Genomic DNA, 22,190 nt, shown 5'->3' on the forward strand with positions numbered 1-22,190 from the left:
CTTTGCTGAGCTTGACGGCGAAGCTTCAATAGAACAATTTAAAATTTATGAATATGTTACAGATCTTAAATTTAAAGCAAGAGAACCTTGTTGCCGCTAAAATCAGCGGAAAACTTACGGAAAAGGATATGGAAAAGATGCATCCGCTCATCCACCAAATCATTGAAAAAGGCCATAAAGTGGATTTCTATTTTGAAATGGAAGATTTTGAAGGCTATACCCTTAAAGGCTTTTGGGAAGACCTAAAGATTGATTCGGCACACTTGGGAGATTATGGCAAGATGGCTTTTGTGGGCAACAAAAAATGGCAGGAATGGGCCGCGAAGGCAACTGATTTTTTCATAAAGTCTGAAGTTAAATTTTTTGATATTAAAAATAAAGAGCAGGCAATGACCTGGGTCTCAACAAAAGGATGAAAAAGAAAAAACTACAGCTACGGGAGCTAAAAGGGAAACAGTCCACTGTAATTTCAGCAAGCGAAAAAAAGCTCAAAACCTATTTACCGGCAATTTTCAGCTTTGTGATGCTCATAGTTGGTATTGCCATTGACTATTTCGATGCCTTTCCTTTCTTTAAGGGATGGGTCAGGATTGTGTGGTACACGGTGGCTTACATCCCTGTTGGCTTTCCAGTCATCAAGGAGGGATGGGAAAGTATTAAAAATGGCGATTTCTTTACAGAATTTTTCCTGATGTCCATCGCAACCTTGGGAGCATTTGCCATAGGCGAATATCCAGAGGGTGTTGCCGTGATGTTGTTCTATGCCGTGGGCGAACTGTTCCAAAACGCTGCCGTAAACCGTGCCAAAGGAAACATCAGGGCGCTTCTGGATGCACGACCGGACGAGGCATTGGTCTATCGTAATGGGGACTTCGTTTCCGTCAATCCCGAAACGGTCAATATTGGCGAGAAGATACAGGTACGGGTGGGCGAAAAAATCCCGTTGGATGGCAAACTGTTATCAAATAAAGCATCGCTCAATACAGCTGCCATTACTGGCGAAAGCAAACCCGACACCATAACACAGAACGAAAAAGTCTTTGCGGGAAGCATCAATCTCGACGGTGTCATCGAAGTAGAAACCACCAAGAAATTCAAGGACAGTTCTATCGCCCGTATTCTGGAGATGGTACAGAATGCCACGGCCCGGAAATCAAAGACCGAATTATTTATCAGGAAGTTTGCACGGATTTATACGCCCATCGTGGTTTTCCTTGCTATCGGACTCACTTTGTTACCATACTTTTTTGTCGATGAATATGTGTTTAGGGATTGGCTATACCGAGCTTTAATTTTCTTGGTGATTTCCTGCCCTTGTGCCTTGGTCATTTCCATTCCACTGGGCTATTTCGGCGGTCTGGGTGCGGCATCGCGCAACGGAATCCTGTTCAAAGGTGCATCCTTTCTCGATGCAATGACCAAAGTGAATACTGTGGTGATTGACAAAACCGGAACCGTTACCAAAGGGGTCTTTAAGATTAAGGAAGTGATAAATACATCCGCTTTTGCGGAAGTGGAATTTATGAAATACCTGATGGCGATGGAAGAACAATCTACTCACCCCATTGCAAAGGCAATTCTGGAATACAAGGCGGACGGTACTGATTTTAAGGCATCCGAAGTTTCTGAAGTTGCCGGTAAGGGATTAAAGGGCACAGTCAACCATAAGCAGGTCTTGGTCGGCAACAAAGCATTGATGACTTCCAATAGTGTTGATGTTCCCCCTGAAACCGATGTGATAGTCGAATCTATAGTGATGGTCGCCATCGATGGAAAATTCGCAGGCTATGTGACCATTGCCGATGAACTTAAGGAAGACGCACATCACACCATTCAACAGATTCGGGAGGCCGGAATAGCTAAAATCATAATGCTCTCAGGAGACAAGGATTCCATAACCCAACAAGTTGCCAAGGAACTGAATATTGATTGGGCCAAAGGCGGCTTGCTACCCGAAGATAAGCTCAACGAGGTCGAAAAGCTCAAGGAACAACCTGAATCCACGGTAGCATTTATGGGCGACGGCATCAACGATGCACCCGTGCTTGCAGCCAGTGATGTGGGTATTGCAATGGGTGGTTTGGGCAGCGATGTGGCCATAGAGACCGCAGACGTTATCATCCAGACCGACCAGCCGAGCAGGATGGCCCGAGGAATCCAAATTGGACGCTCAACACGCCGTATCGTATGGCAAAATATTGGTCTTGCTTTTGGGGTAAAAGGGATTTTTCTCATTTTGGGTGCCATCGGTTTGGCTACGATGTGGGAGGCTGTGTTTGCCGATGTAGGTGTTTCGTTCGTTGCCATTCTCAATGCAATACGTTTGCAAAAAATGAATTGGAAATAGCAAAAGTGTTAACCTTTAACAAAATACAAGCCCAAAAGCGGATTAAACCTGAATTAACAATAACAAAACCATTAATAATATGAAAGACAAGGAAAAACATAGCAAAGACGATGGCCACAATCACGACCACGGCGGCATCTTCGGCAAAAACACGGAGCTCTATTTTGCAATTTTAAGTGGGGTCACACTAATTACAGGTTTTCTGTTGGAAAAGTATACAGGGATTTCAGCCAACATCCCTTTTGGACTCTATATTGCAGCCTACTTTTTTGGAGGTTATTTTACCCTAAAGGAGGCCATTACCAAAGTGTCCAAAGGCGCATTTGAAATCGATTTCCTGATGCTGGTCGCGGCTGCGGGGGCGGCCTATCTGGGCGAATGGGCAGAAGGTGCCTTGTTGCTTTTCCTTTTTAGTCTGGGTCACGCATTGGAAAACTATGCAATGGGCAAGGCAAAAAAGTCCATTGCGGCACTGACCGACCTCGCCCCAAAAACAGCCCTTCTCAAGAAAGATGACGATACCGTTGAAGTGGGTATTGAAGAACTACAGGTGGGCGACATCATCGTGGTGCGCCCCAACAGCAAGATATCCGCCGATGGTGTAATTGTAAAAGGTAACAGTAGTGTTGACCAGGCACCCATTACCGGGGAAAGCGTTCCGGTGGACAAAACACCAATAGAAAATCCGGACAAAGAGTATAACTCAAAAAGCGATATTCCCAATGAGAACCGTGTATTTTCAGGAACCATCAATGGTAACAATACCCTTGAAATAAAGGTAATCAAAGAGGCAAAAGATTCTACCCTCAACCGCTTGGTTACAATGGTTCAGGAGGCTCAAGACCAGAAATCGCCCACCCAGTTGTTGACCGACAAGTTTGAGCGGTACTATGTGCCAGCGGTCATTATACTGGTCGTTGCACTGAATTTTGCTTTTTTGGTCATCGATGAACCGTGGAGCGAAAGCCTATACCGTTCCCTGGCGGTACTTGTGGCAGCCAGTCCTTGTGCCCTGGCTATATCTACGCCATCTGCTGTATTGAGTGGTGTGGCAAGGGCTGCGCGTGGCGGGGTTTTGATAAAAGGCGGTCGCCCATTGGAAGATTTAGGGGTGCTTACCGCATTGGCCTTTGACAAGACAGGAACGCTTACCGAAGGAAAACCAAAGCTGACCGACGTCGAAAGCTTTGGCAGCATAGATAAAAAGGAACTGTTGGAAATTGCTATTGCGGTTGAGGAACTGAGCGACCACCCCCTGGCAAAGGCAGTTGTACGGGACGGAATGGAACGGCTCGGGAAAGACACCAAGATTCCGGATGCCGATGATTTGGAGGCCGTACAAGGCAAGGGCATAAAGGCAAACTATCAAGGCAATTCCATTTACATTGGTAACCTGGAACTCTTCGAGGACATTGATAAGGGCGTACCCGACGATGTATCAGAAAAGGTAAGAGCGCTTGAAGGGGAAGGAAAGACCACGATGCTAATAAAAATGGGCAATGAATTTATAGGGATGCTGGGGCTGATGGACACGCCACGGGAAAAAGCCAAGGAAACCCTTGCCCAACTAAAGGAAATAGGCATCAAGAAAATGATAATGCTTACGGGCGACAACCAGAAAGTGGCAGATGCCGTAGCCGAGGAAATTGGGTTGACCGAAGCTCGCGGAAGTCTGCTTCCCGAAGAAAAAGTGGAGGCCATCAAAAAACTTGCGGAACAGGAAAATAAACTGGCAATGATAGGTGATGGGGTCAATGATGCCCCTGCTATGGCAAACAGTACCGTTGGTATTGCAATGGGTGCGGCGGGAAGCGACGTGGCTTTAGAAACCGCAGATATAGCACTAATGGCAGACAAACTGGAAACCTTGCCTTTTGCCATCGGTTTGAGCAGAAAAGCGAAGGCGATAATCAAGCAAAACTTATGGGTTAGCTTGGGGGTTGTTGCCCTTTTAATTCCTGCGACAATCATGAGTTGGGCAAGTATAGGGATAGCCGTGGCCATTCACGAGGGCTCTACGTTGGTAGTGGTGGTCAATGCATTGCGCTTGCTCGCCTATAAAAAATAAATCCAATAAAGGAGATTGCTTTTGAAGCAAGCTTAAAATGACCAAAACGGAAAAAATATTGTCAAGTCACGGTATTCGCCCTACTCAAATGAGGTCCAAGATATACAGGTATCTGAGAAGGAAGCAAAGTGCCGTGTCCTTTTCCGATTTGAAAAAGGTCTTTGCTGAAAAGAGCGAAACCAATAAGACAGCAAACAGAACGACCTTTTATCGCAACCTCAAGATTTTTGAGGATAAAGGACTTATTCATCAGATAAATGATGGAACCGGAGTGGCAAAATTTGCGATTTCCGGTGAAAATGCAAAAGGTGAATACGGTTCAGATTTACATCTGCACTTTCATTGTACCGAATGTAAGAAAACAATCTGTTTGCCAAATAAAATACCGGAAGAAAGTTTACCAGCTGATTATAAAATAAACGATGTCAACCTGGTATTAAAAGGAATATGCGTGAAATGTAAGAAAAAATAACAGGTGGGAGTTCCAGAACTTTGAACCCTTGCGCCCAAGAGTCAAGTTCAAGGTTCTTCCACCTTATTTAACCAAAAAAATACAACTATAGAAAAATATGATATAACAATTATTGGTTTGTGTTTTGGCGATAATGGAATTCAGGGCAGCGGCAGAGGATATCGCACGGATGCCCCATTGGCATCCCACATTGTCAGAAACCTTTAAGGAAGCCTTTCTGGCCGCTACCGAAGATAGGGCATTGCATATATAAATATTGGGGCAAGTAATACCATATAAAATATAAGATGATGAAGAAAATTCAAAAGCTAACCCAGGAAATCAACGAATTGACAGTAAGGATTGAACACGAATATCCCGAACTCTATCGGTATTTGGATGAGAACCCCATAACGATTCCCGTAGATGATGAAGCAAAACCGACCATTAAATCGTTCGCTGATTATTTGGAGAGCTTAAAATCGATTTTGGAAAAATATATGGAATCCCATAATAAGTAAAGATTTAAAACACCAAACTTAGAATTTAATACAGATTATTTAAATGTCCACCATAAACAAAACCACTTTTAAGGTAAGTAAAATGGATTGCCCTTCCGAAGAACAGATGATAAGGATGAAACTGGAGTCAAATCCTCAAATCAAATATCTGGACTTTGACATTCCGAAAAGAAAATTAGATGTGTACCATCAGGGGAATGCCCAAGAAATAAACGTGGAATTGGGTGCATTAAAGCTGGGGGAAAAACTTTTGGGAACAGAAAAGGCGGAAACACCTATTGCCGAAGACGAGACCAAACAAAAGAAGATACTCTGGTGGGTTTTGTACATCAATTTTGGTTTTTTCGTTATCGAAATGACTACGGGTTGGATTTCTTCCTCGATGGGTCTAATTGCCGATTCACTGGATATGCTGGCCGATTCCATTGTGTACGCTTTGAGCCTTTTTGCCGTAGGTGGTGCCATTGCACTAAAAAAGAAAGTGGCGAAATTCAGCGGTTACTTTCAAATGGCCTTGGCCCTGCTGGGATTTTCGGAAGTCCTGAGAAGGTTTTTGAGCAGTAGTGAAACCCCTTTGTTCCAATGGATGATAATCGTTTCCATTTTCGCTCTTATAGGTAATCTCGTTTCCCTATGGCTGATAAACAAGGCCAAAAGCAAGGAAGCGCATATGCAGGCAAGTGCCATCTTTACCTCAAACGACATTATTGTGAACGGCGGGGTAATACTGGCAGGGGTGCTGGTTTATTTTTTAGACAGTAAATGGCCCGATTTGGTCATAGGCGGTATTGTATTTGCCTTTGTGACGCGAGGAGCCATTAGAATTTTAAAATTGTCCAAATAACGTATTGGGAAGAAAAGAAATAGCAAAAGAAAGATTTTGGAAAGGAATCCAAATGCCATATCCCGAATAGGACTCAAAACTACCCTCGTAGGTATTTTGATCAGTGCATTATTGGCATTGATCAAAGGTTTGGGCGGGGTGTTCGGGCATTCTTATGCCCTTATTGCCGATGCGATCGAATCCGGGGCGGATGTGCTGACATCCGCACTATTATGGGCCGGGTTGAGATGGTCGTCAAGGCCACCGGATGAAAACCATCCCTACGGGCACGGTAAGATAGAGGCCCTGGTGGCGGTGGGTATTGCCATAGCCCTAACCATTGCAGGTGGTATAATCATAAGGGACAGCATCGACCATATTCTGGTACCCCACAAAACTCCTGCACCCTTCACACTCTTCATACTGGTATTTGTTGTCCTCACGAAAGAGGCGTTGTATCGCTATGTCATGAAAACAGGTGATGAAATCAATAGTTCGGCCGTCAAGGCCGATGCATTTCACCATAGGAGTGATGCCATTACGTCGATAGCCGCTTTTATAGGGATTTCCATAGCATTGATCGGTGGCGAAGGGTTTGAGATAGCGGATGATTTCGCGGCACTCATTGCAGCGGGCATTATTCTGTTCAATGCCTATAAAATAGCTAGGTCATCGGTAAGGGAGTTGCTGGACGAAGCTGTTGAGCCCGAATTTCGAAATGAGGTTATCCGACTGGCCGAAGCCGTTCCTGAAGTGGTAAGGGTAGAGCGCTGCCATTCCCGAAAGATGGGAACGGCCTTTCATATCGATATGCATATTTGGATCGATGGGGAATTAACTGTGACCGAGGGCCATGATATTGCACACAAAGTAAAGGAGAGATTGTTCAGGTCATATTCCGAGATACTTGACGTGCACATCCATATCGAACCTAGCAAAGAGAGAAATGTTAAAATGACAGAATTATGAACAGTTGGCTATGGGTACTCGTTTTGGGCCTAGCGGCCTGGGCAGCACACTGGGGTGCGGATCGATTGTTGACTCCTTTAAAGTTGCTCCGCAAGCAATGGGGGCTTACCGCATCCGCTGGAGCCGCTTTTCTTGCCCTTGTAACGGCCAGTCCTGAAGTTGCCATCAATATAACCAGTGCGGCACGGGACGTTTCCGATATTGGCCTGGGCAACTTATTGGGTTCCAATATTATTTCCATTCCCTTGATGGTGACCATAGCTTATTTTGCTTCCAGGAAACAATTCAAGAACAACAAGGAACATCAAGAACATCTTGATAAAAACATTCTGGCGTTGAACAAACGTTCGGTTTCCGTACTGTCCCTTCCTTATCTGGGCATTATCGCCCTTGTGGCCATTTTAACTCTGCCAAAGCCCTGGCGTGGCCTGCAACCTGTGGACGGGTGGATTATGCTGGCGGCCTATGCTGCGTTCTTGACCCACGCAATCATAAAAGGCAAGGAAAAGGGCAAAAAAGTAGAATGGAACAAAAAACAGGTCCGGTTATCGATTGCCGGGGCCTTTGCGATAGCAGTTAGTGCTTTTTTCATAGTGAAGGCGACCGAAAATATTGTTTCTGCCCTAAATATTTCTGAAATCGTGGGAGGCCTTTTCATCACGGGCATAATGACCACGGCACCGGAAATATTCAAGACCTGGAGCGTGGTAAAAGGGGGCGAGGTGACAGCGGGCACCACCAGTGTTATTGCAGACAATGCCGTAACGATGACGGTGGCATTTTTTCCGCTGGCTTTGGTAACCACCCCCATTGAGGACTTTGAACTGTTCTGGGTCAACCTTGCCTTTGTCGGGCTTATGCCGCTGCTTTACACACTATTTGTGCATCAAAGCAAGGAACTGCACGGTTTCTCTCGTTGGCAGATTTTTGTATTTGATGCGGCATATATAGTTTATTTACTGGTCATGGTTTTTTACGTGTTGAAACTTTTTTGATAGATGAAAGACGAACTTTTTAAAGATTGCTCGATGAGGCTCAATATGCTGGATGAAAACATCCACAAATTGGCCGTAAAGTATGCTAAAGAATACTATACGACAAACCAATGCTCCAAGGAGGAAGCCCTTGAACGCGGCATTGTAAAAGCAGAGATGGAAGGGCGAAAGCTCTAAAAAAAGTATACAATATGGACTGGACATTTGAAGATTTCAAAACAAAACTTGATGGCCTACAGCCGTCAGTTCGGAACAAGGCCCTCAAAATTGCACAAGAATTGGTAAAAGAGAATGGGTATTCTCGTGAGAAGGCCATTACGGAGGGAATCAAACGTGCAGAAGAATGGTTTTATGACCTTAGGGGATAGCATTGGTGCGTTGATTTTAGTAAAGCACAGTATAATATGTCACGGGAAAGGAGAAAGCGGAGACTAGAGGAAAAAAAGGGGAATTCAATAAACAGGAAAGTAAGAACCAGAAAGGAGAAAGGGTATTGCTTGTTGGTTTTTGTGGCAATGTTCCTTGCGGTGCTGACAATTGCCTTTCTAGACGCAATTCTATATGGTTTTTACCTGCTTTTCAATTGAATAATTAAACCTAAAAAGAAAGATTAATGGAGTCAAATCAATAAAAACAAAATGATATGAAAGATGACGGAATTTTAATACCTGTAGATTTTACAAAGGTTTCAAAAAATGCGGTGAGCTACGCAATTGGGCTAGCACAAAAATTGAAATCAAAACTGGTTTTTGTCCACGCCTATTCAGTGGCATATCCATCCGGTACGCCCATCGGTATGGCAACTATGGCACACAATGTAACAGATACCACTGCATCACAAGAAAAAATCAATAAGGAAAAATTGGATAAGTTTCTAAGGGGCTTTCCTGAATTGGACAAGTTGAAATTTCAGGCAATGGTCGGTTTCGGGGCAACGGTCGATGTGATTTCTGGCCTGGCTAAGGAAATGAATACCAGTCTTGTCGTTATGGGTACCAAGGGTGCGTCTTCGGGATTTGATGAAATTTTTATTGGAACCGTTACCGAAAAGGTGACACAAAAGGCACCTTGTCCGGTACTGGCCGTACCTGAAGATGCCAGCTATACTCCGTATAGGCGTATCGGGGTCGCAGTGGATACGGATAGTATGGATAATAGAATAGATTTTGAAATATTGTCCAGATTATTGGAAAACTATAATGCACAGTTGCACTTTGTACATATAGCGGACGAACAGGAAAGGGTGCTGGAGAAAGCATTTATTCGTGAAAGATTTGGCAAACTTCTTGTACCTAGGCAATGGTTCTTTACAGTTATCCAGGAAGACAAAACCGAAGAGGGTATCGATGAATTTTTGACTGAAACCCCAATAGACCTATTGGTTTTGCTTTACAGGGAACACGGATTTTTTGAGGCACTTTTCAAAAAGGGGCTAAGAAAAAAAATGTTGTATGCCTCTAAGGCCCCATTGCTGATAGTTAAGTAGCCTTTCTACCTATGTGCTGCTCTAGTAAATATTAGGTATAGCTTACTATGCGAAATTATCGTGCTCATTCTTGGCGCAGGTGGATTGGCTACCATGTGGGAAGCCGTTTTTGCGGATGTTGGGGTAGCATTATTGGCAATATTCAATGCGATTCGATTGCAAAGGATGAAGTGGGCATAAGCCCATAGTAAATGTCGAAATATAAATTTTCATTCTAACTAACCGGCAATGTCCCACAGTACGGGATTTGCATAATTAAATCAACAAACCTTTTTAAGATTTAACCACTTCTTTATTGAAGAATTTTACATCTATATTTAGACTTATCTAAAAATATAATTATATTAGCATAAATATTATTATAGTAATGTCTAAAATCATTTATTTCTTTATTGGCCTGTCCTTAATCGCTCTACTTGGCTGTGAAAATTTCGGCCCCGAAGAACCTATGGAATTTGAGCTGTTGGACGGGCCATTGGACGGATTGTCCGTAAGCGAGCAACAACTGTTTTTAGCTGGCGATATTGCTTTCAATGATGATGTTTTTACCGTTGAAAAAGGCCTTGGTCCCTTGTTTGTTGGTACCAGCTGTGCAAGTTGCCATTCAGGGGATGGCAAGGGTCATCCTTTCAATCAACTTGTCAGGTTTGGCAACAATAACTTAAACTTACCCTCGATGTTATCCCTTGGTGATGGCAGGAACCAAATTCAAAATAAAGCCATACCGGGTTTTGAACCGGAGACCGTGCCGGACGGCTTCCCATTTTCCATATTGGTCGCTCCGGCGGTAACGGGATTGGGTTTGTTGGATGCTGTCCCTGACGCAGATATTTTGGCTCTCGCAGACCCTTCTGATGCAAATCAGGACGGTATTAGTGGAAGACCTCACTACAATATTCCTCCTGAATTCACCAAGATTCGGAATAATAGTGTTCCCCAGGGAAACAATTATATCTTCAGGTTTGGAAAGAAAGCGGGTAGTTATGATTTGTTGCACCAAAGCGTCAGCGCATATAACCAGGACATAGGAATTACATCCCTTTATGACCCTATTGACCCATTCAGCGGGCTAGAAGAAGACCCAGAGGTAAGCACCCAAACCTTGAATGATGTCGTGTTCTATCTCAAGACTTTGAAAGCACCCGTACCCCGAAATCAGGCGGATCCCGATATTATTACTGGAAAAGAACTCTTTCAATCCATACAATGTGCTGCCTGTCACACACCCACTTTGACCACAGGATTTTCCCCAATTGAATCGTTATCCTTTAAGGAATTTCATCCCTACACGGATTTGTTGTTACATGACATGGGGCCGGAATTGGATGATGGATTCACCGAAGGAAATGTTGGGACTTCGGAATGGAGAACCCCACCTCTTTGGGGAATTGGGTTATCGGGCAATTCCCAAGGCGGGCAAATGTTCCTGTTACATGACGGAAGGGCTTCGAGCATTGAAGAGGCCATTGAATTGCACGGCGGTGAGGCCGATAATTCAAAAGCCCAGTATTTGTCCCTGACCCCAAAAGAAAAATCACAACTGATAAAATTCATTAATTCCCTATAGGTGCATAGAAAAGATTTTATTAAACAATTTGGATATCTGATTGCAGTCCTGCCAGCTTCCTCCGCTTTACTAAGTAGTTGCGCAGGCCTGTATTATGCATCCTTCGTTGAAGAAGGGGGAGTGCTACGAGTTTCAAAGGGTGAGTTTCAGCAGGTGAAAGATGAAAAGCAGATTGAACGTGATTTTGTGGTCATCCAGAGCCATTCCATGCGATACCCCATAGGAATTTTCAAAACACAAAACAGTGATTATCTGGCCAGTTTGATGCAATGTACCCACAGGGGCTGTGAACTCAACATCGGCGGCGGCATATTCAATTGTCCATGTCATGGCAGTGAGTTCGACCCTTCGGGCAGAGTTTTAGAAGGACCGGCCGAAGAAAATCTAAAGTCATTTGAAATAACCGCCGATAATGAGAATATCTATGTGCATGTCTCGTAAAATATATGCAGCCATTGCTTTAATGAACATTTACGTTTTAACCCTTAGCTCGCAAACTAGCGACAGGGACAGTATTCAGGAATCGATGAATATGGATGCGGTTTATGACCGTCCTTTTTTGACTTTCGATAAATTTCCAGTCAATCTGGGCGGTTATCTAGAGGCGAACTCAATCTACAGTATTGAGGATGGATTGTCGGAGGGGCTTTCTTTTCAGGCCCGAAGATTGACCCTTTTCGTTTCGGCATCCATTTCAAAGCGAATTAAATTCTTGACCGAACTGGAATTTGAAAACGGGACAGAGGAAATTGCCATTGAATTCGCCTCCATGGACATTGCTTTGCACCCCTTGTTGAACCTTAGGGGAGGCATCGTACTGAACCCAATAGGATCCTTTAACCAAAACCATGACGGACCAAAATGGGAGTTCGTCGAGCGGCCAGATGTCAGCACCAATTTGTTGCCCGCCACTTTCTCCAATGCCGGATTTGGTATATATGGAAAGGCATATAAGGGAGCTTGGACCTTGGGCTATGAAGCATATCTCACCAATGGCTTTGATACAAGCATTATAGATAACGAGGAAGAAAGAACATTTTTGGCTTCGGTCAAGGAAAATTCCTCGCGATTCGAGGAGAATTTTAGCGGCAATGCCCTCATCAATGGAAAGTTCGCCATCAAGCATAGAAAATTAGGGGAATTGGGTATTTCCTATATGGGCGGGACCTACAATAGGCAGGAAGTTGACGGGCTTCAGGTTGATACCAAATCAAGGAGGGTAGATGTTCTTGCCTTGGATTTAAATACAGCCATTAAAAAAACGGGGACAAGGTTTATCGGTGAGATGGCCTACATATGGCTCGATGTTCCGGACACTTTTACCCAGCAGTTTGGCAATCGGCAAGTTGGTTTTTTTGTGGATATTGTCCAACCGGTACTAAAGACCGAAGTATTGGACTGGGAAGATGCCGTACTCAGCCTGTCGCTCAGAACGGATTATGTGGACTACAATATTGGCAACTTTGGCCAGACCAATACGAATATTGGGGATGATTTATTCGCAATTACACCTGCAATAAGCTTTAGGCCTACACCACAGACCGTTCTAAGGATTAACTACAGATACCAGTGGCAACAGGATATTCTCAACAATCCGGCTTCAAGAACGGCTTCATGGTATTTTGGGTTTAGCACCTATTTTTAATAAAATATTCAACGTAGCGGCTTTCATTTCATATCGGGTAGAATGTACTTAAGTAAGGTGTGATTTTAAAAGAGCATCGATGGATAATATTATTTAAGTATTTGCTTAAATAATTATATTATTATACCTTTGTCAAAAACAGTACTATGGCACCAGAATTAAGTTGTACACGTGCGGAGGCCGACCAAAAGCAGTTAATGCGCTGTCGCGAAACCTTGGGAACAAACTCAGAGGCGATTGTCGAAATCAGCAAAGTGCTAGCCCTGGCCGGTAACGAAACGCGATTAAGGATACTATTCCTGTTGAACGAGGAAGGTGAGCTTTGTCCCTGCGATTTTGCCGATATACTTGAAATGAGTGTCCCTGCGATTTCGCAGCATATCCGTAAAATGAAGGATGTGGGATTGATTACTTCAAGACGTGAGGGGCAGACCCTGTATTATTCATTGGTCCAGAATCACAATGAGGTATTGGAAAATGTATTTACCAAAATTCAGAAAAATAAAAAGGTAGCATAAAATGGAAACAGGAAAAACCTCGAACAAGGTAGCCTATGCAGGAATATTGACAGCCATAGCGGCATCAATATGTTGTATAACCCCGGTTTTGGCATTGATTGCCGGAACCACTGGCATCGCATCTACCTTTTCTTGGGTGGAACCATTTCGACCTTATCTTATCGGCATCACTATCTTCGTATTGGTCTTTGCCTGGTATCAGAAACTACGACCAAAAACGCAGGAGGAAATTGACTGTGCCTGTGAGGATGATGTAAAACCCTCCTTTTGGCAATCCCAAAGCTTTCATTTTATAGTTACCGTTTTTGCGGGATTGATGCTGGCATTTCCATATTACTCGAATATGTTTTATGCACAGCCCAGCAAGGACATGGTCTATGTCTCGCAATCCAATATTGTAAAGCACACTTTTAATGTTGAGGGTATGACCTGTGCAGGGTGTGAAGCCCATGTAGAGAGCGAGGTCAACAAATTGGATGGAATTCTATCGGTCAAGGCTAGTTACGAAGGTGCAAATACCGTAGTGGAATATGATAAAACCAAAGCCGATTTGACCGTAATCCAAAAAGCCATTAACAGCACAGGTTATAAAGTAATCGATGGTGAAAACAAAGAAAACGAGTAGATGAAAAAGTACGATGTTTTTGTTATCGGTTCCGGGATGGCAGGGATGACCATTGCCAATAAATGTGCTTCCAAAGGCCTTAAGGTAGGCATTACTGACGAACTGCCCTACGGTGGAACATGCGCGCTAAGAGGTTGCGACCCCAAAAAGGTAATCATCGGTGCGACAGAAGTAAGGGATTTTGCAATACGCTTAAAGGATAAGGGTATCGATACGGTTCCCAATGTCAATTGGCGGGATATTATGGCCTTCAAACAATCCTTTGTGGATGCAATGCCGCCCAAAATAGAAAAAGGATACAGGCATAATGATATAGACACCTATCATTCTTCGGCAAAATTTCTGTCCAAAAATACCCTACAGTTGGGAACAGATACTATCGAAGCCGACAAGATTGTGATTGCAACGGGCGCAAAACCAAGGGTACTGGATTTTGAAGGTGGGTACTTGGCACTTTCGAGTACCGATTTCCTCAATCTAAAGGAGCTGCCCCAATCCCTGCTCTTTATTGGTGGAGGTTACATCGCCTTTGAATTTGCACATATCGCCGCCCGTTGTGGTGCCGATGTAACTATTGTACATAGGGGCAAACGACCTTTGGAAAACTTTGAACAGGATATTGTAGTACACTTGATAAATGCCACGAAGGAATTGGGAATAAAACTGGTTCTAGCGACCGAAGTTTCTAAAATCGAAAAGAGAGATAACCACTATACAGTTACAGGAACTACCGACGGTAAAGAAATGACATTTAGAACGGAAACCGTTTTCAATTCGGCCGGTCGCCCGCCTGCAATTTTTGATTTGGAGCTGGACAAGTCCGGAATATCCTTTTCAAAAGAAGGGGTTGCCGTCAACGAATATCTTCAAAGCGCATCGAACCCAAATGTTTATGCGGCCGGAGATGCGGCAGATTCAAAAGGACTGCCCCTGACACCTGTAGCCGTTATGGAAGGACATATTGTAGCTTCGAATATCATCAAGGGGAACACGAAAAAAGTGAGCTATCCACCGATGCCCTCCGTGGTTTTCACTTTGCCAACATTAGCAGCCGTAGGTCTGACCGAGGCAGAGGCCAAATCACAAAAAATCGAATATCAGGTCAATTATAACGAGGTGGGCAATTGGTTCAACGCAGAGCGGTTGAATGTTAAGGAATATGCCTTTAAGACTATTGTCAATAAAGAAGATCATACGATACTGGGAGCACATTTAATTGGTCCCAACGCCGAGGAAACCATTAATTTGTTCGCAATAGCGATAAAGACCAAGATGAGGATCCACGATTTAAGGACGATGATTTTTTCTTATCCAACATTATCCTCGGATATTCCCTATATGCTTTAACAAAATATCAAAATTTATGAAAAGTGATGAATACACTAAAAAGCACTGGGAAGAGGTTTATACCGGAAAAAGTGATGAAGAAGTAAGTTGGTTTGAAGGGAAACCCTCGACTTCATTGGATATTATAGCTTCCCTTGACTTACCTAAAGATAGTTCAATTATTGATATTGGCGGGGGAAACTCAAACCTTATAAGTCATTTGTTAAAAAATGACTATAACAACCTGTCCATTCTTGATATTTCAGAAAATGCACTTCAGCGTACCAAATCAAAATTAGGCAAGTCAGCCGCAAAGGTGCAGTGGATAAATTCGGACATATTGAATTTTGAACCGACCCAAGACTTTGAGTTATGGCACGACCGGGCTACTTTTCATTTCTTCACACGGGAAGAAGATATCTTAAAGTATATTGACATACTAGGTCGTTCCCTTAAGACGGGAGCATATTTTATACTGGCAACTTTTTCGACCACCGGGCCAAAAAGATGTAGTGGATTGGAGATTACCCAATATTCTCCTGAAAAACTAAAGGAATTGTTTAAAGTAGATTTCACCCTATTGGAATCCTTTGAAAAAATTCATAAAACCCCTTTTAAAACAGAGCAAAATTTTATTTATAACCTGTTTCAGAAAAAATAATATGGACTACGAGAGAATCCTTTTAAATTCAACCATTACCTGTCCCGAATGTGGACATACGAAAGAGGAGGAAATGCCAACAACGGCCTGTCAGTTTTTCTATGAATGCGAAAACTGCAATCAAATATTAAGACCAAAGGAAGGCGATTGCTGTGTCTTTTGCTCTTATGGGACGGTTGCCTGCCCACCAATACAAGAAGGCTCTGGTTGTTGTTGAATAATTTCAGGATAAATTTGTAGAGCACCCCCAGTACAATTATATATTGCCAAAATTTTAAAATCGATGATACCACGAGATTTAAGCAAGGACATAAAAACGAGGTTGCAAAGTATCAATGGGCAAATTGGTGGCCTCATTAAAATGCTCGATGAAGATACAGACCCAGAGAAGATTTTAATACAGTTCAAGGCAGCACAGAAAGGATTGGATAAAGCCCATTTTCTGTTACTGGACGAAGTTTATCGAAAAGCTTTGGCCATAAAAATATCTGAAACTGTCGAGGCCTGCCCCGGAAATTGTGGCAATGAAGACCGTATCGAATTTATAAGAAAACAGTTTCCAGATTTGGAATTGGACAACCTAACTGAAAAGATGAAGGAAATCGATGTGCTCAAGGCCAAGCTTGAAGCATACAAAAATGGTTGACCCCCACAATCACAACCGATTTGATGGCCCACACGATGTGGGTCATTTTTTTTTGAAATTTTATTTGGAGACCACCCTACCCACCGACCTACATTTGATTCGTTGTTTGGATCCAATGACAAGTCAAGGAAATATAAACAGTAAAAAAAAACAGAAGTATGAAACGTCAAGTAGAAGTTTTTACGGCCAATTGCCCGGTCTGCGATCCGGTGGTCGAAATGATCAGGGAACTGGCCTGTGGTAGATGTGAGGTAACGACCTATGATCTGGTCAAGCAATGTGAAGACAAGACCTGTCTTGATAAGATAGCTGAATATGGGATAAAGAAAGTTCCCGCTGTGGTAGTGAGCGGTGAACTTTTGGATTGCTGTAAGGATTCGGCCATCACCGAAGCGAAATTGGTGGAAGCTGGAATTGGACAATCATAATTAAAAAAGAGGTCAAGTATGATTAGCAAAATATTCCCGAAAATATCGCTGAACATTGGCTATTTTAAATTGATAGTGTTATTGGCCATATCAGGAACGGCGATGGCCCAAGGCCACGGCCCGCTCTATGGGCTACAGACCCCGACCCTTGCCAAAGGCGGGGTTGATTTGAACGTGGCCGGGATGAGCCTGGGTACGGAGACCGAAACGTCATATATGCTGCGCTACTTGTTCTCTTATGGCATTACGGAAGACCTGCAGATCAACCTGACCACCCCCACGATGATAGAACGGTTGGGTGATGCACCAAGGACAAGGGGCAATAGCAATATGACCGCCAACGGTGATATTGAGGCTTCCCTTTGGTACCGGTTTTTCTCGAATGCTTTTGGTGTGGGGAAGCGTTTTGAGTCCACCGCCATCGTGGGCGTTTCTGCACCAACCGATGATGTCAGGGGACAGGCCAATGTGGGCAACTCGTTACACGCGGCCATTTCAACGGGCTATGCCTCGCGCACTTGGTATGGATGGATCGGTGGCGGATACCAATATTATTTTGAGAAAAGAGGCGAACAATTGGGCGACCTACCCTACGCAAGTGCCGTTGTGGGGTACCGGCCCAATATCTTTATGGGGGATTACCCAAAACCGGATTGGCGCATCTTTATAGAATCGTTGGCCGAATTCCCAGGTAACAATAAATTTAACGGACAACTGGATCTTAGCGATTTGCGCAGTACAAAAGTTTTGGTCGGCCCATCATTCCTTGGTCTGTATGGTGCCTGGGGCATATCTTTTGGTGTGATGTTTCCGGTCGTACAGGACTTGACACTTTGGGCAGTGAAAGAAAGGTATCGATTAGCCATAAACTTAAGCTACTGGTTATAAAGCAAGAATTTTAAAAATGTATAAAATGAGAAATATATTTAGAATTATGATGATAGGTCTGTTCGGAATTGGCACAGCATCGGGGCAAATTACCAAAGTTGACCAAGAAGTGTATGGAATGGATTGCGCCCCTTGCGCCTATGGCCTGGAACGGGGACTGAAAAAGATGGATGGGCTTCAGGAAGTACGTGTCAGCCTCAATGACGGAAAGGCATATATGGTAGGATTGGCTGCCGAGAACGGACTTAAATTACGTAGCATTCAGGAAGAGGTAAAAAAGAACGGTTTTTCGGCAAAAAAAGCTGAAGTGACCCTAATTGGAAACGCGGAGAAAGAAGATGGCCAATGGTACATTGAGACCGCTAATGAACGATTTTCCGTATCGCAGGATACTCCTACGGCGTTGTTACAAAAATTAACCGTTGGAACAGCAAGCATAAGCGGAACGGTGCATGATGAGGAAGATGATAACCTCTCTGGCCAATGGTCCATCGTACTAACCAAAATTGAATAGATTTTATGAAGACTATTTCCAAAATGGTATTGGGAAGCAGCTTGGTTGCCGCCCTTCTTCCCTTGATGTGCTGTTTTTTGCCTGCTCTGCTATCGGTCGGTGCGGGATTTGGTTTCTTGGGTTCAACTTTTGAATGGGTACATCCTGCCCAACCCTTTCTGACCACCTTTTCGGCCGGTGCACTTGGTTTCGCTCATTTAAGGAATTTTCAAAATTCAAGAAAATGTAGTGGAGAGGAATCCTGCCAAAACGACAAAAGGAAACACATTATCAACACTTGGTTTCTCTGGATATTTACGTTGCTGATTCTTGCTCTTATGATTTTAAACTACTGGCATGAACTTTAGAAAGCTATTCATTTTTCCGGTTTTTGCTTTGGTTCTTCTCACATCCGGTTGTGAAAGAACGAAAGAACAATGGCAGTTCGAACGGAAAATTATACTTCCCAAAGAAGCCCGCCCCTTGGCTTTGGCCAAGGACGAGGAGGCCATTTGGTTTTCAGATCCGGATTATTTCCGCTTGTATAAAATCGATCTGAATGGAAAGGTGTTGGATTCCATCACGGGGATACAACGGCCGATGAACATCCATATGGATAAGGAAACACTTTACATACCCGAATTCTTGACCGACACCATCTGGCAATATAAAAAAGGTAAAACCAGTCCGTTGAAAATCAACAAACGACCACAGGCCCCGGCGGGTGTTTCTGTATATGGGGATACCATTCTGGTAGCCGATTTCTATAACCATCGTATCATCGTTCAGACACCAAATTATAGCTATACTATTGGAAAGCAAGGCCATAATGAGGGCCAATTGTATTATCCAATAGATGTAAAACTAAAGGATGGTAAGGTATTCGTGGCCGATGCGTACAACCATCGGGTTCAGGTCTTTGATTTTGATGGAAACCACATCAAGACTATCGGCTTAAATGAAAAAATAAACGTGGCCTCCGGCATTGCTTTGAGCACTAATGAATTAGCCATCACCGACCAAGAAAATAGCCGGATATTAATTTTTGATTATCAAGGAAAGTTGCTGCAAATATTAAAGGAAGACATTTTCTATCCAACAGATATTCACTTTGACAAGGGAAGGCTTTTCATCGCCAATTTCAAGGACAATTCTATATCCCTTTATGGCAGGTAATATCAATTGGATATTTTTATAAAAGTTATCTTATGCGTTCATACTCCGTAAATTCGAACGTAGTCTCGCTATTTTCGTTTTTATCCGATTCAATTCTGACAAGTAATTGTTGGGCATTTAATTGAATTACAATATGGTATTCACTTCTATTAGAATTAACATGGCTCAGTTTTCCTGATTCTTCGAGAGACCAAGTGCCAATTTCAGTGAAAGTTTTTGATATCTGGCTATGACAAGCAATTGCCCCGATTCCCCAGAAATAGGGGTTATCTTCTTGCTCGTTACCCTTAACATATCTGAGAATATCATCTTTTCGGCAATTTTCGAATTGGGCAAGCAAATCTTCCAAGGGCTCCAATATGCCCAATGAATCATTGGGTTGTCCTCTAAATTCTGCAATCCTTTTCCAATCTCCTGCTAAATTATTTTCGGTAAACAAAAGGTTGACTTGTTCTGAACTTTGGTCGTCTTTTTTGCAAGACCACATAATCAACAAGGAAAGTGATAATATGTAAATTGTTTGTTTTGGCATTACTCAATTGATATAAAGTTACATCTTATCCTAACATTAAGTACATCTATTTTAAAGAACTATAGTTAGATAGGTTCCAAGTTGTTTTAAATGGCCATTCACTAAATAATTTCAAAATACAAATAAGATTCTAGCATTGGAATTTAGACCTGTTGGGTTGTTAAGGCCAAAAAAGTCTATCTGATTAGCGATGTTGCTTTTACGTTTCCCGTCGTTTTCCTGAAATCTCAAGTATTTTGATCTGATAGACAATCGGATTTCCCCTTTCGTATAATTTGCTCGAAAATTCATTGATAAACTCAACCTCTCTCCGTTCTTTTCTACGGATAATGCTCTTCACGCCTTCGGTAAAAAGGTGCAACTTATGTTTGGCAATGTTGCCCTCAAGTTCTTCGAATGTGCCGTGCACCATGGCCGATTCCCAATTGAACATCGATTGTATTTCTTCGACCTGTACGGTGACCGAGTTGTTTTTTCGCATCGCATCGATTTTATGGCCATCCGAGGTATAACTAATGATCGTATTGTCGGTAAGATCAAAATAGTAGGTAATAGGAATCAAATAGGGCTTCCCTTGCCATAAATAGGCCAAGTGGCCGAGGTAATTGTTCCGGAGTACGCGTTCAATGGCGTTCGTTGTTAAATCTGTCATTGTTAATGTTTTTAAATATTACTAATCGTTTTATATGTATCGTGCCAAGCGTAGTTACAGCTTGCATTCCGCCACTGATTATATTTTTCCTTACTTTAAGTTGTTGTGCCTCATGATTTATCGCCTTGTCCGTACAGACAGATAAAGAGGCGAAACCATTTAACCACTTGCCAACATATTATAACCTATAATTTTTCAAAAACCTTAAATGCGGAAGAAAGGTTAGAAAAAGCATGGCTGTGCGTACCATTTGGTAAGAAATCCAATTACCCAACTTATTGAATATACCGGCTCTTTGTCTTAGACTCCCCTTTGTAATTTCGCTACACTGGCTTATAACCATTTCAAAGTCGGCCCGAAGGCTTTCGGCAAAATTGACCGAGTGAACTTCTACGTTCATTTCAATACTGCCATAGCAACTAAGACTGTTCAGGTTAAATGAGCCTATGGTAGACCATTTGTTGTCAACCACCGCAGCTTTACCGTGTACTACGGAATTATTCCATTCAAAAATTCTCATATGATGGTCTAGAAAAGACGAGTACAAATGTTCGGTGGCCCTACGCACCAACGGCACATCGCTAATACCCGCTAAGACAACCGTTGTTTTTATTCCTCTTTTACACGTCTTTTTCAAAGCCTTTGCCAATCTGTTTCCAGGTAAAAAATACGAGCTCACGATTACTATTTCCTCTTTGGCATAAATGAAGGCGTTCGTGTAGGCATCACAGACTTCCGTTTTTCGCTGCAGCCAGTCGTTCTGTAAAATTCCCACGAGTGCCCTACCTGCCGAATGTAACACGGGTGGTATTTTTTTTGAGCTTCCCCTTTTATAAAAATAATCGCTACACAATATTTGTAGATTCTTAGCTGCCGGGCAATTCAACTGAACGGCATAGTCCAACCAAGGTTTAGAAGCCTTGGTTCCGCGGTATTTATCGGCAATATTGATTCCGCCTATCAGTGCTATTTTTTCATCGACGACCGCAATTTTATGGTGCATCCGCCTACCGATATAAAAATTGTTCAAGGAGAATAATGGCGAAAAAAAGCGAAGTAAAATACCATGCTGTACCAAATCCTGGGCAAAACTATTGGGTAATGCAGCGCTACCATAGGCATCCAATAAGACATATACCTCTACTTTTCGTTGAGCGGCTTTTTTTAAGCAGGAGGCTATACGGTTTCCTGTTTCATCGTTTTCAAAAATGTAGGTCTGTAAATGGATTTCCTTTTCCGCCTTATCGATTAACTTTTCCAGCCTTAAAAAATAGTCTTCTCCCGAACGGACCAACTCAACATATTTTGAATTGTCTTTAGTATTTTGAAACGCTGTTTTAGTATGTTTTTCAATTTTCCATTTATAATCCATC

The 22,190-nt window shown here is 42.8% G+C and carries 29 protein-coding genes; 26 read left to right on the forward strand and 3 right to left on the reverse strand.

Features of this window, described 5'->3' with window-relative positions; translation table 11 throughout:
- The first annotated feature begins 53 nt into the window (after positions 1-53).
- From CJ263_RS11725 to CJ263_RS11840, 26 genes are all read left to right on the forward strand, one after another.
- On the forward strand, positions 54-416 hold the full coding sequence (locus CJ263_RS11725) for a SpoIIAA family protein (protein WP_094997449.1): 363 nt from the start codon (positions 54-56) through the stop codon (positions 414-416).
- Entirely contained in the window at positions 413-2,347 is a 1,935-nt protein-coding gene (locus CJ263_RS11730) for a heavy metal translocating P-type ATPase (RefSeq protein WP_094997450.1), read from the forward strand. The genes CJ263_RS11725 and CJ263_RS11730 overlap by 4 nt, the downstream gene beginning before the upstream one ends.
- Positions 2,348-2,426: 79 nt before the next feature.
- Entirely contained in the window at positions 2,427-4,415 is a 1,989-nt protein-coding gene (locus CJ263_RS11735; RefSeq protein ID WP_094997451.1) for a heavy metal translocating P-type ATPase, read from the forward strand.
- Positions 4,416-4,452: 37 nt separating this feature from the next.
- Complete coding sequence (locus CJ263_RS11740) at positions 4,453-4,887, forward strand: Fur family transcriptional regulator (protein ID WP_094997452.1); 435 nt, start codon at positions 4,453-4,455, stop codon at positions 4,885-4,887.
- Between the two features lie 124 nt (positions 4,888-5,011).
- On the forward strand, positions 5,012-5,140 hold the full coding sequence (locus CJ263_RS21345) for a hypothetical protein (protein ID WP_262494261.1): 129 nt from the start codon (positions 5,012-5,014) through the stop codon (positions 5,138-5,140).
- Between the two features lie 37 nt (positions 5,141-5,177).
- Positions 5,178-5,387: a hypothetical protein gene (locus tag CJ263_RS11745; RefSeq protein WP_067036942.1), complete on the forward strand. Its 210-nt coding sequence runs from the start codon at positions 5,178-5,180 to the stop codon at positions 5,385-5,387.
- Positions 5,388-5,430: 43 nt separating this feature from the next.
- A complete protein-coding gene (locus CJ263_RS11750; RefSeq protein WP_094997453.1) occupies positions 5,431-6,231 on the forward strand; it encodes a cation transporter in 801 nt (266 codons plus the stop codon).
- A gap of 36 nt (positions 6,232-6,267) precedes the next feature.
- Complete coding sequence (locus CJ263_RS11755) at positions 6,268-7,179, forward strand: cation diffusion facilitator family transporter (protein WP_081894367.1); 912 nt, start codon at positions 6,268-6,270, stop codon at positions 7,177-7,179.
- A complete protein-coding gene (locus CJ263_RS11760) occupies positions 7,176-8,174 on the forward strand; it encodes a sodium:calcium antiporter (protein ID WP_094997454.1) in 999 nt (332 codons plus the stop codon). Before CJ263_RS11755 ends, CJ263_RS11760 begins: the two co-directional genes overlap by 4 nt.
- Before the next feature lie 33 nt (positions 8,175-8,207).
- A complete protein-coding gene (locus tag CJ263_RS21110) occupies positions 8,208-8,351 on the forward strand; it encodes a hypothetical protein (protein WP_183114810.1) in 144 nt (47 codons plus the stop codon).
- A 14-nt stretch (positions 8,352-8,365) separates the two neighbouring features.
- A complete protein-coding gene (locus CJ263_RS21115) occupies positions 8,366-8,542 on the forward strand; it encodes a hypothetical protein (protein ID WP_188669465.1) in 177 nt (58 codons plus the stop codon).
- A 275-nt stretch (positions 8,543-8,817) separates the two neighbouring features.
- Positions 8,818-9,660, forward strand: coding sequence for a universal stress protein (locus tag CJ263_RS11770; protein ID WP_094997455.1), 843 nt, complete (start codon positions 8,818-8,820; stop codon positions 9,658-9,660).
- Positions 9,661-10,027: 367 nt separating this feature from the next.
- Entirely contained in the window at positions 10,028-11,227 is a 1,200-nt protein-coding gene (locus CJ263_RS11775; protein WP_094997456.1) for a di-heme oxidoredictase family protein, read from the forward strand.
- 120 nt (positions 11,228-11,347) lie between these two features.
- Entirely contained in the window at positions 11,348-11,668 is a 321-nt protein-coding gene (locus CJ263_RS11780) for a QcrA and Rieske domain-containing protein (RefSeq protein WP_158657139.1), read from the forward strand.
- Positions 11,658-12,872 (forward strand): hypothetical protein, encoded by a 1,215-nt coding sequence (locus tag CJ263_RS11785; RefSeq protein WP_225621505.1) that lies wholly within the window; start codon positions 11,658-11,660, stop codon positions 12,870-12,872. Before CJ263_RS11780 ends, CJ263_RS11785 begins: the two co-directional genes overlap by 11 nt.
- Positions 12,873-13,018: 146 nt before the next feature.
- The gene (locus CJ263_RS11790; RefSeq protein ID WP_094997458.1) at positions 13,019-13,390 is read left to right on the forward strand and encodes an ArsR/SmtB family transcription factor; all 372 of its coding nucleotides are present in this window, start codon (positions 13,019-13,021) and stop codon (positions 13,388-13,390) included.
- Position 13,391: 1 nt separating this feature from the next.
- Positions 13,392-14,015 carry a mercuric transport protein MerTP gene (merTP, locus tag CJ263_RS11795; protein ID WP_094997459.1) on the forward strand — a complete coding sequence of 208 codons (624 nt, stop codon included), beginning with the start codon at positions 13,392-13,394 and terminating at the stop codon, positions 14,013-14,015.
- A complete protein-coding gene (locus CJ263_RS11800; protein ID WP_094997460.1) occupies positions 14,016-15,362 on the forward strand; it encodes a dihydrolipoyl dehydrogenase family protein in 1,347 nt (448 codons plus the stop codon). It abuts the gene before it with no gap.
- Positions 15,363-15,378: 16 nt separating this feature from the next.
- Positions 15,379-16,002 (forward strand): class I SAM-dependent methyltransferase, encoded by a 624-nt coding sequence (locus tag CJ263_RS11805; protein WP_094997461.1) that lies wholly within the window; start codon positions 15,379-15,381, stop codon positions 16,000-16,002.
- Position 16,003: 1 nt separating this feature from the next.
- A complete protein-coding gene (locus CJ263_RS21260) occupies positions 16,004-16,219 on the forward strand; it encodes a GDCCVxC domain-containing (seleno)protein (protein ID WP_094997462.1) in 216 nt (71 codons plus the stop codon).
- A 66-nt stretch (positions 16,220-16,285) separates the two neighbouring features.
- Entirely contained in the window at positions 16,286-16,648 is a 363-nt protein-coding gene (locus CJ263_RS11815; protein ID WP_094997463.1) for a metal-sensitive transcriptional regulator, read from the forward strand.
- 158 nt (positions 16,649-16,806) lie between these two features.
- A complete protein-coding gene (locus CJ263_RS11820) occupies positions 16,807-17,076 on the forward strand; it encodes a thioredoxin family protein (protein ID WP_094997464.1) in 270 nt (89 codons plus the stop codon).
- Positions 17,077-17,094: 18 nt separating this feature from the next.
- Positions 17,095-17,964 (forward strand): hypothetical protein, encoded by an 870-nt coding sequence (locus tag CJ263_RS11825; protein ID WP_229702444.1) that lies wholly within the window; start codon positions 17,095-17,097, stop codon positions 17,962-17,964.
- Between the two features lie 25 nt (positions 17,965-17,989).
- The gene (locus CJ263_RS11830; RefSeq protein ID WP_094999227.1) at positions 17,990-18,478 is read left to right on the forward strand and encodes a heavy-metal-associated domain-containing protein; all 489 of its coding nucleotides are present in this window, start codon (positions 17,990-17,992) and stop codon (positions 18,476-18,478) included.
- Between the two features lie 5 nt (positions 18,479-18,483).
- Positions 18,484-18,825 carry a hypothetical protein gene (locus CJ263_RS11835; RefSeq protein ID WP_158657140.1) on the forward strand — a complete coding sequence of 114 codons (342 nt, stop codon included), beginning with the start codon at positions 18,484-18,486 and terminating at the stop codon, positions 18,823-18,825.
- A complete protein-coding gene (locus CJ263_RS11840) occupies positions 18,815-19,633 on the forward strand; it encodes an NHL repeat-containing protein (RefSeq protein ID WP_094997466.1) in 819 nt (272 codons plus the stop codon). The genes CJ263_RS11835 and CJ263_RS11840 overlap by 11 nt, the downstream gene beginning before the upstream one ends.
- 25 nt (positions 19,634-19,658) lie before the next feature.
- Here the strand turns inward: CJ263_RS11840 and CJ263_RS11845 are convergent, their stop codons facing one another.
- The 3 genes from CJ263_RS11845 to CJ263_RS11855 all read right to left on the reverse strand — a co-directional run bounded on the left by CJ263_RS11845 (position 19,659) and on the right by CJ263_RS11855 (position 22,189).
- Complete coding sequence (locus CJ263_RS11845; protein WP_094997467.1) at positions 19,659-20,165, reverse strand: hypothetical protein; 507 nt, start codon at positions 20,163-20,165, stop codon at positions 19,659-19,661.
- Positions 20,166-20,364: 199 nt separating this feature from the next.
- Entirely contained in the window at positions 20,365-20,817 is a 453-nt protein-coding gene (locus CJ263_RS11850) for a pyridoxamine 5'-phosphate oxidase family protein (protein ID WP_094997468.1), read from the reverse strand.
- Positions 20,818-20,995: 178 nt separating this feature from the next.
- Positions 20,996-22,189: a phospholipase D-like domain-containing protein gene (locus CJ263_RS11855; RefSeq protein WP_094997469.1), complete on the reverse strand. Its 1,194-nt coding sequence runs from the start codon at positions 22,187-22,189 to the stop codon at positions 20,996-20,998.
- Position 22,190 lies beyond the last annotated feature (1 nt).

The sequence above is a fragment of the Maribacter cobaltidurans genome (genome assembly GCF_002269385.1).
In the GTDB taxonomy this organism is placed as follows: domain Bacteria; phylum Bacteroidota; class Bacteroidia; order Flavobacteriales; family Flavobacteriaceae; genus Maribacter; species Maribacter cobaltidurans.

Coding starts and splice junctions, on each gene's coding strand:
- merTP (WP_094997459.1), top strand. CDS start 13,392: ATGGAAACAGGAAAAACCTCGAACAAGGTAGCCTATGCAGGAATATTG.
- CJ263_RS21115 (WP_188669465.1), top strand. CDS start 8,366: ATGGACTGGACATTTGAAGATTTCAAAACAAAACTTGATGGCCTACAG.
- CJ263_RS11740 (WP_094997452.1), top strand. CDS start 4,453: ATGACCAAAACGGAAAAAATATTGTCAAGTCACGGTATTCGCCCTACT.
- CJ263_RS11760 (WP_094997454.1), top strand. CDS start 7,176: ATGAACAGTTGGCTATGGGTACTCGTTTTGGGCCTAGCGGCCTGGGCA.
- CJ263_RS11725 (WP_094997449.1), top strand. CDS start 54: ATGTTACAGATCTTAAATTTAAAGCAAGAGAACCTTGTTGCCGCTAAA.
- CJ263_RS11855 (WP_094997469.1), bottom strand. CDS start 22,189: ATGGATTATAAATGGAAAATTGAAAAACATACTAAAACAGCGTTTCAA.
- CJ263_RS11775 (WP_094997456.1), top strand. CDS start 10,028: ATGTCTAAAATCATTTATTTCTTTATTGGCCTGTCCTTAATCGCTCTA.
- CJ263_RS21110 (WP_183114810.1), top strand. CDS start 8,208: ATGAGGCTCAATATGCTGGATGAAAACATCCACAAATTGGCCGTAAAG.
- CJ263_RS11830 (WP_094999227.1), top strand. CDS start 17,990: ATGAGAAATATATTTAGAATTATGATGATAGGTCTGTTCGGAATTGGC.
- CJ263_RS11735 (WP_094997451.1), top strand. CDS start 2,427: ATGAAAGACAAGGAAAAACATAGCAAAGACGATGGCCACAATCACGAC.
- CJ263_RS11785 (WP_225621505.1), top strand. CDS start 11,658: ATGTCTCGTAAAATATATGCAGCCATTGCTTTAATGAACATTTACGTT.
- CJ263_RS11835 (WP_158657140.1), top strand. CDS start 18,484: ATGAAGACTATTTCCAAAATGGTATTGGGAAGCAGCTTGGTTGCCGCC.
- CJ263_RS11750 (WP_094997453.1), top strand. CDS start 5,431: ATGTCCACCATAAACAAAACCACTTTTAAGGTAAGTAAAATGGATTGC.
- CJ263_RS11805 (WP_094997461.1), top strand. CDS start 15,379: ATGAAAAGTGATGAATACACTAAAAAGCACTGGGAAGAGGTTTATACC.
- CJ263_RS11815 (WP_094997463.1), top strand. CDS start 16,286: ATGATACCACGAGATTTAAGCAAGGACATAAAAACGAGGTTGCAAAGT.
- CJ263_RS11745 (WP_067036942.1), top strand. CDS start 5,178: ATGAAGAAAATTCAAAAGCTAACCCAGGAAATCAACGAATTGACAGTA.
- CJ263_RS11770 (WP_094997455.1), top strand. CDS start 8,818: ATGAAAGATGACGGAATTTTAATACCTGTAGATTTTACAAAGGTTTCA.
- CJ263_RS11845 (WP_094997467.1), bottom strand. CDS start 20,165: ATGCCAAAACAAACAATTTACATATTATCACTTTCCTTGTTGATTATG.
- CJ263_RS11840 (WP_094997466.1), top strand. CDS start 18,815: ATGAACTTTAGAAAGCTATTCATTTTTCCGGTTTTTGCTTTGGTTCTT.
- CJ263_RS11800 (WP_094997460.1), top strand. CDS start 14,016: ATGAAAAAGTACGATGTTTTTGTTATCGGTTCCGGGATGGCAGGGATG.
- CJ263_RS11825 (WP_229702444.1), top strand. CDS start 17,095: ATGATTAGCAAAATATTCCCGAAAATATCGCTGAACATTGGCTATTTT.
- CJ263_RS21260 (WP_094997462.1), top strand. CDS start 16,004: ATGGACTACGAGAGAATCCTTTTAAATTCAACCATTACCTGTCCCGAA.
- CJ263_RS11730 (WP_094997450.1), top strand. CDS start 413: ATGAAAAAGAAAAAACTACAGCTACGGGAGCTAAAAGGGAAACAGTCC.
- CJ263_RS11820 (WP_094997464.1), top strand. CDS start 16,807: ATGAAACGTCAAGTAGAAGTTTTTACGGCCAATTGCCCGGTCTGCGAT.
- CJ263_RS11850 (WP_094997468.1), bottom strand. CDS start 20,817: ATGACAGATTTAACAACGAACGCCATTGAACGCGTACTCCGGAACAAT.
- CJ263_RS11790 (WP_094997458.1), top strand. CDS start 13,019: ATGGCACCAGAATTAAGTTGTACACGTGCGGAGGCCGACCAAAAGCAG.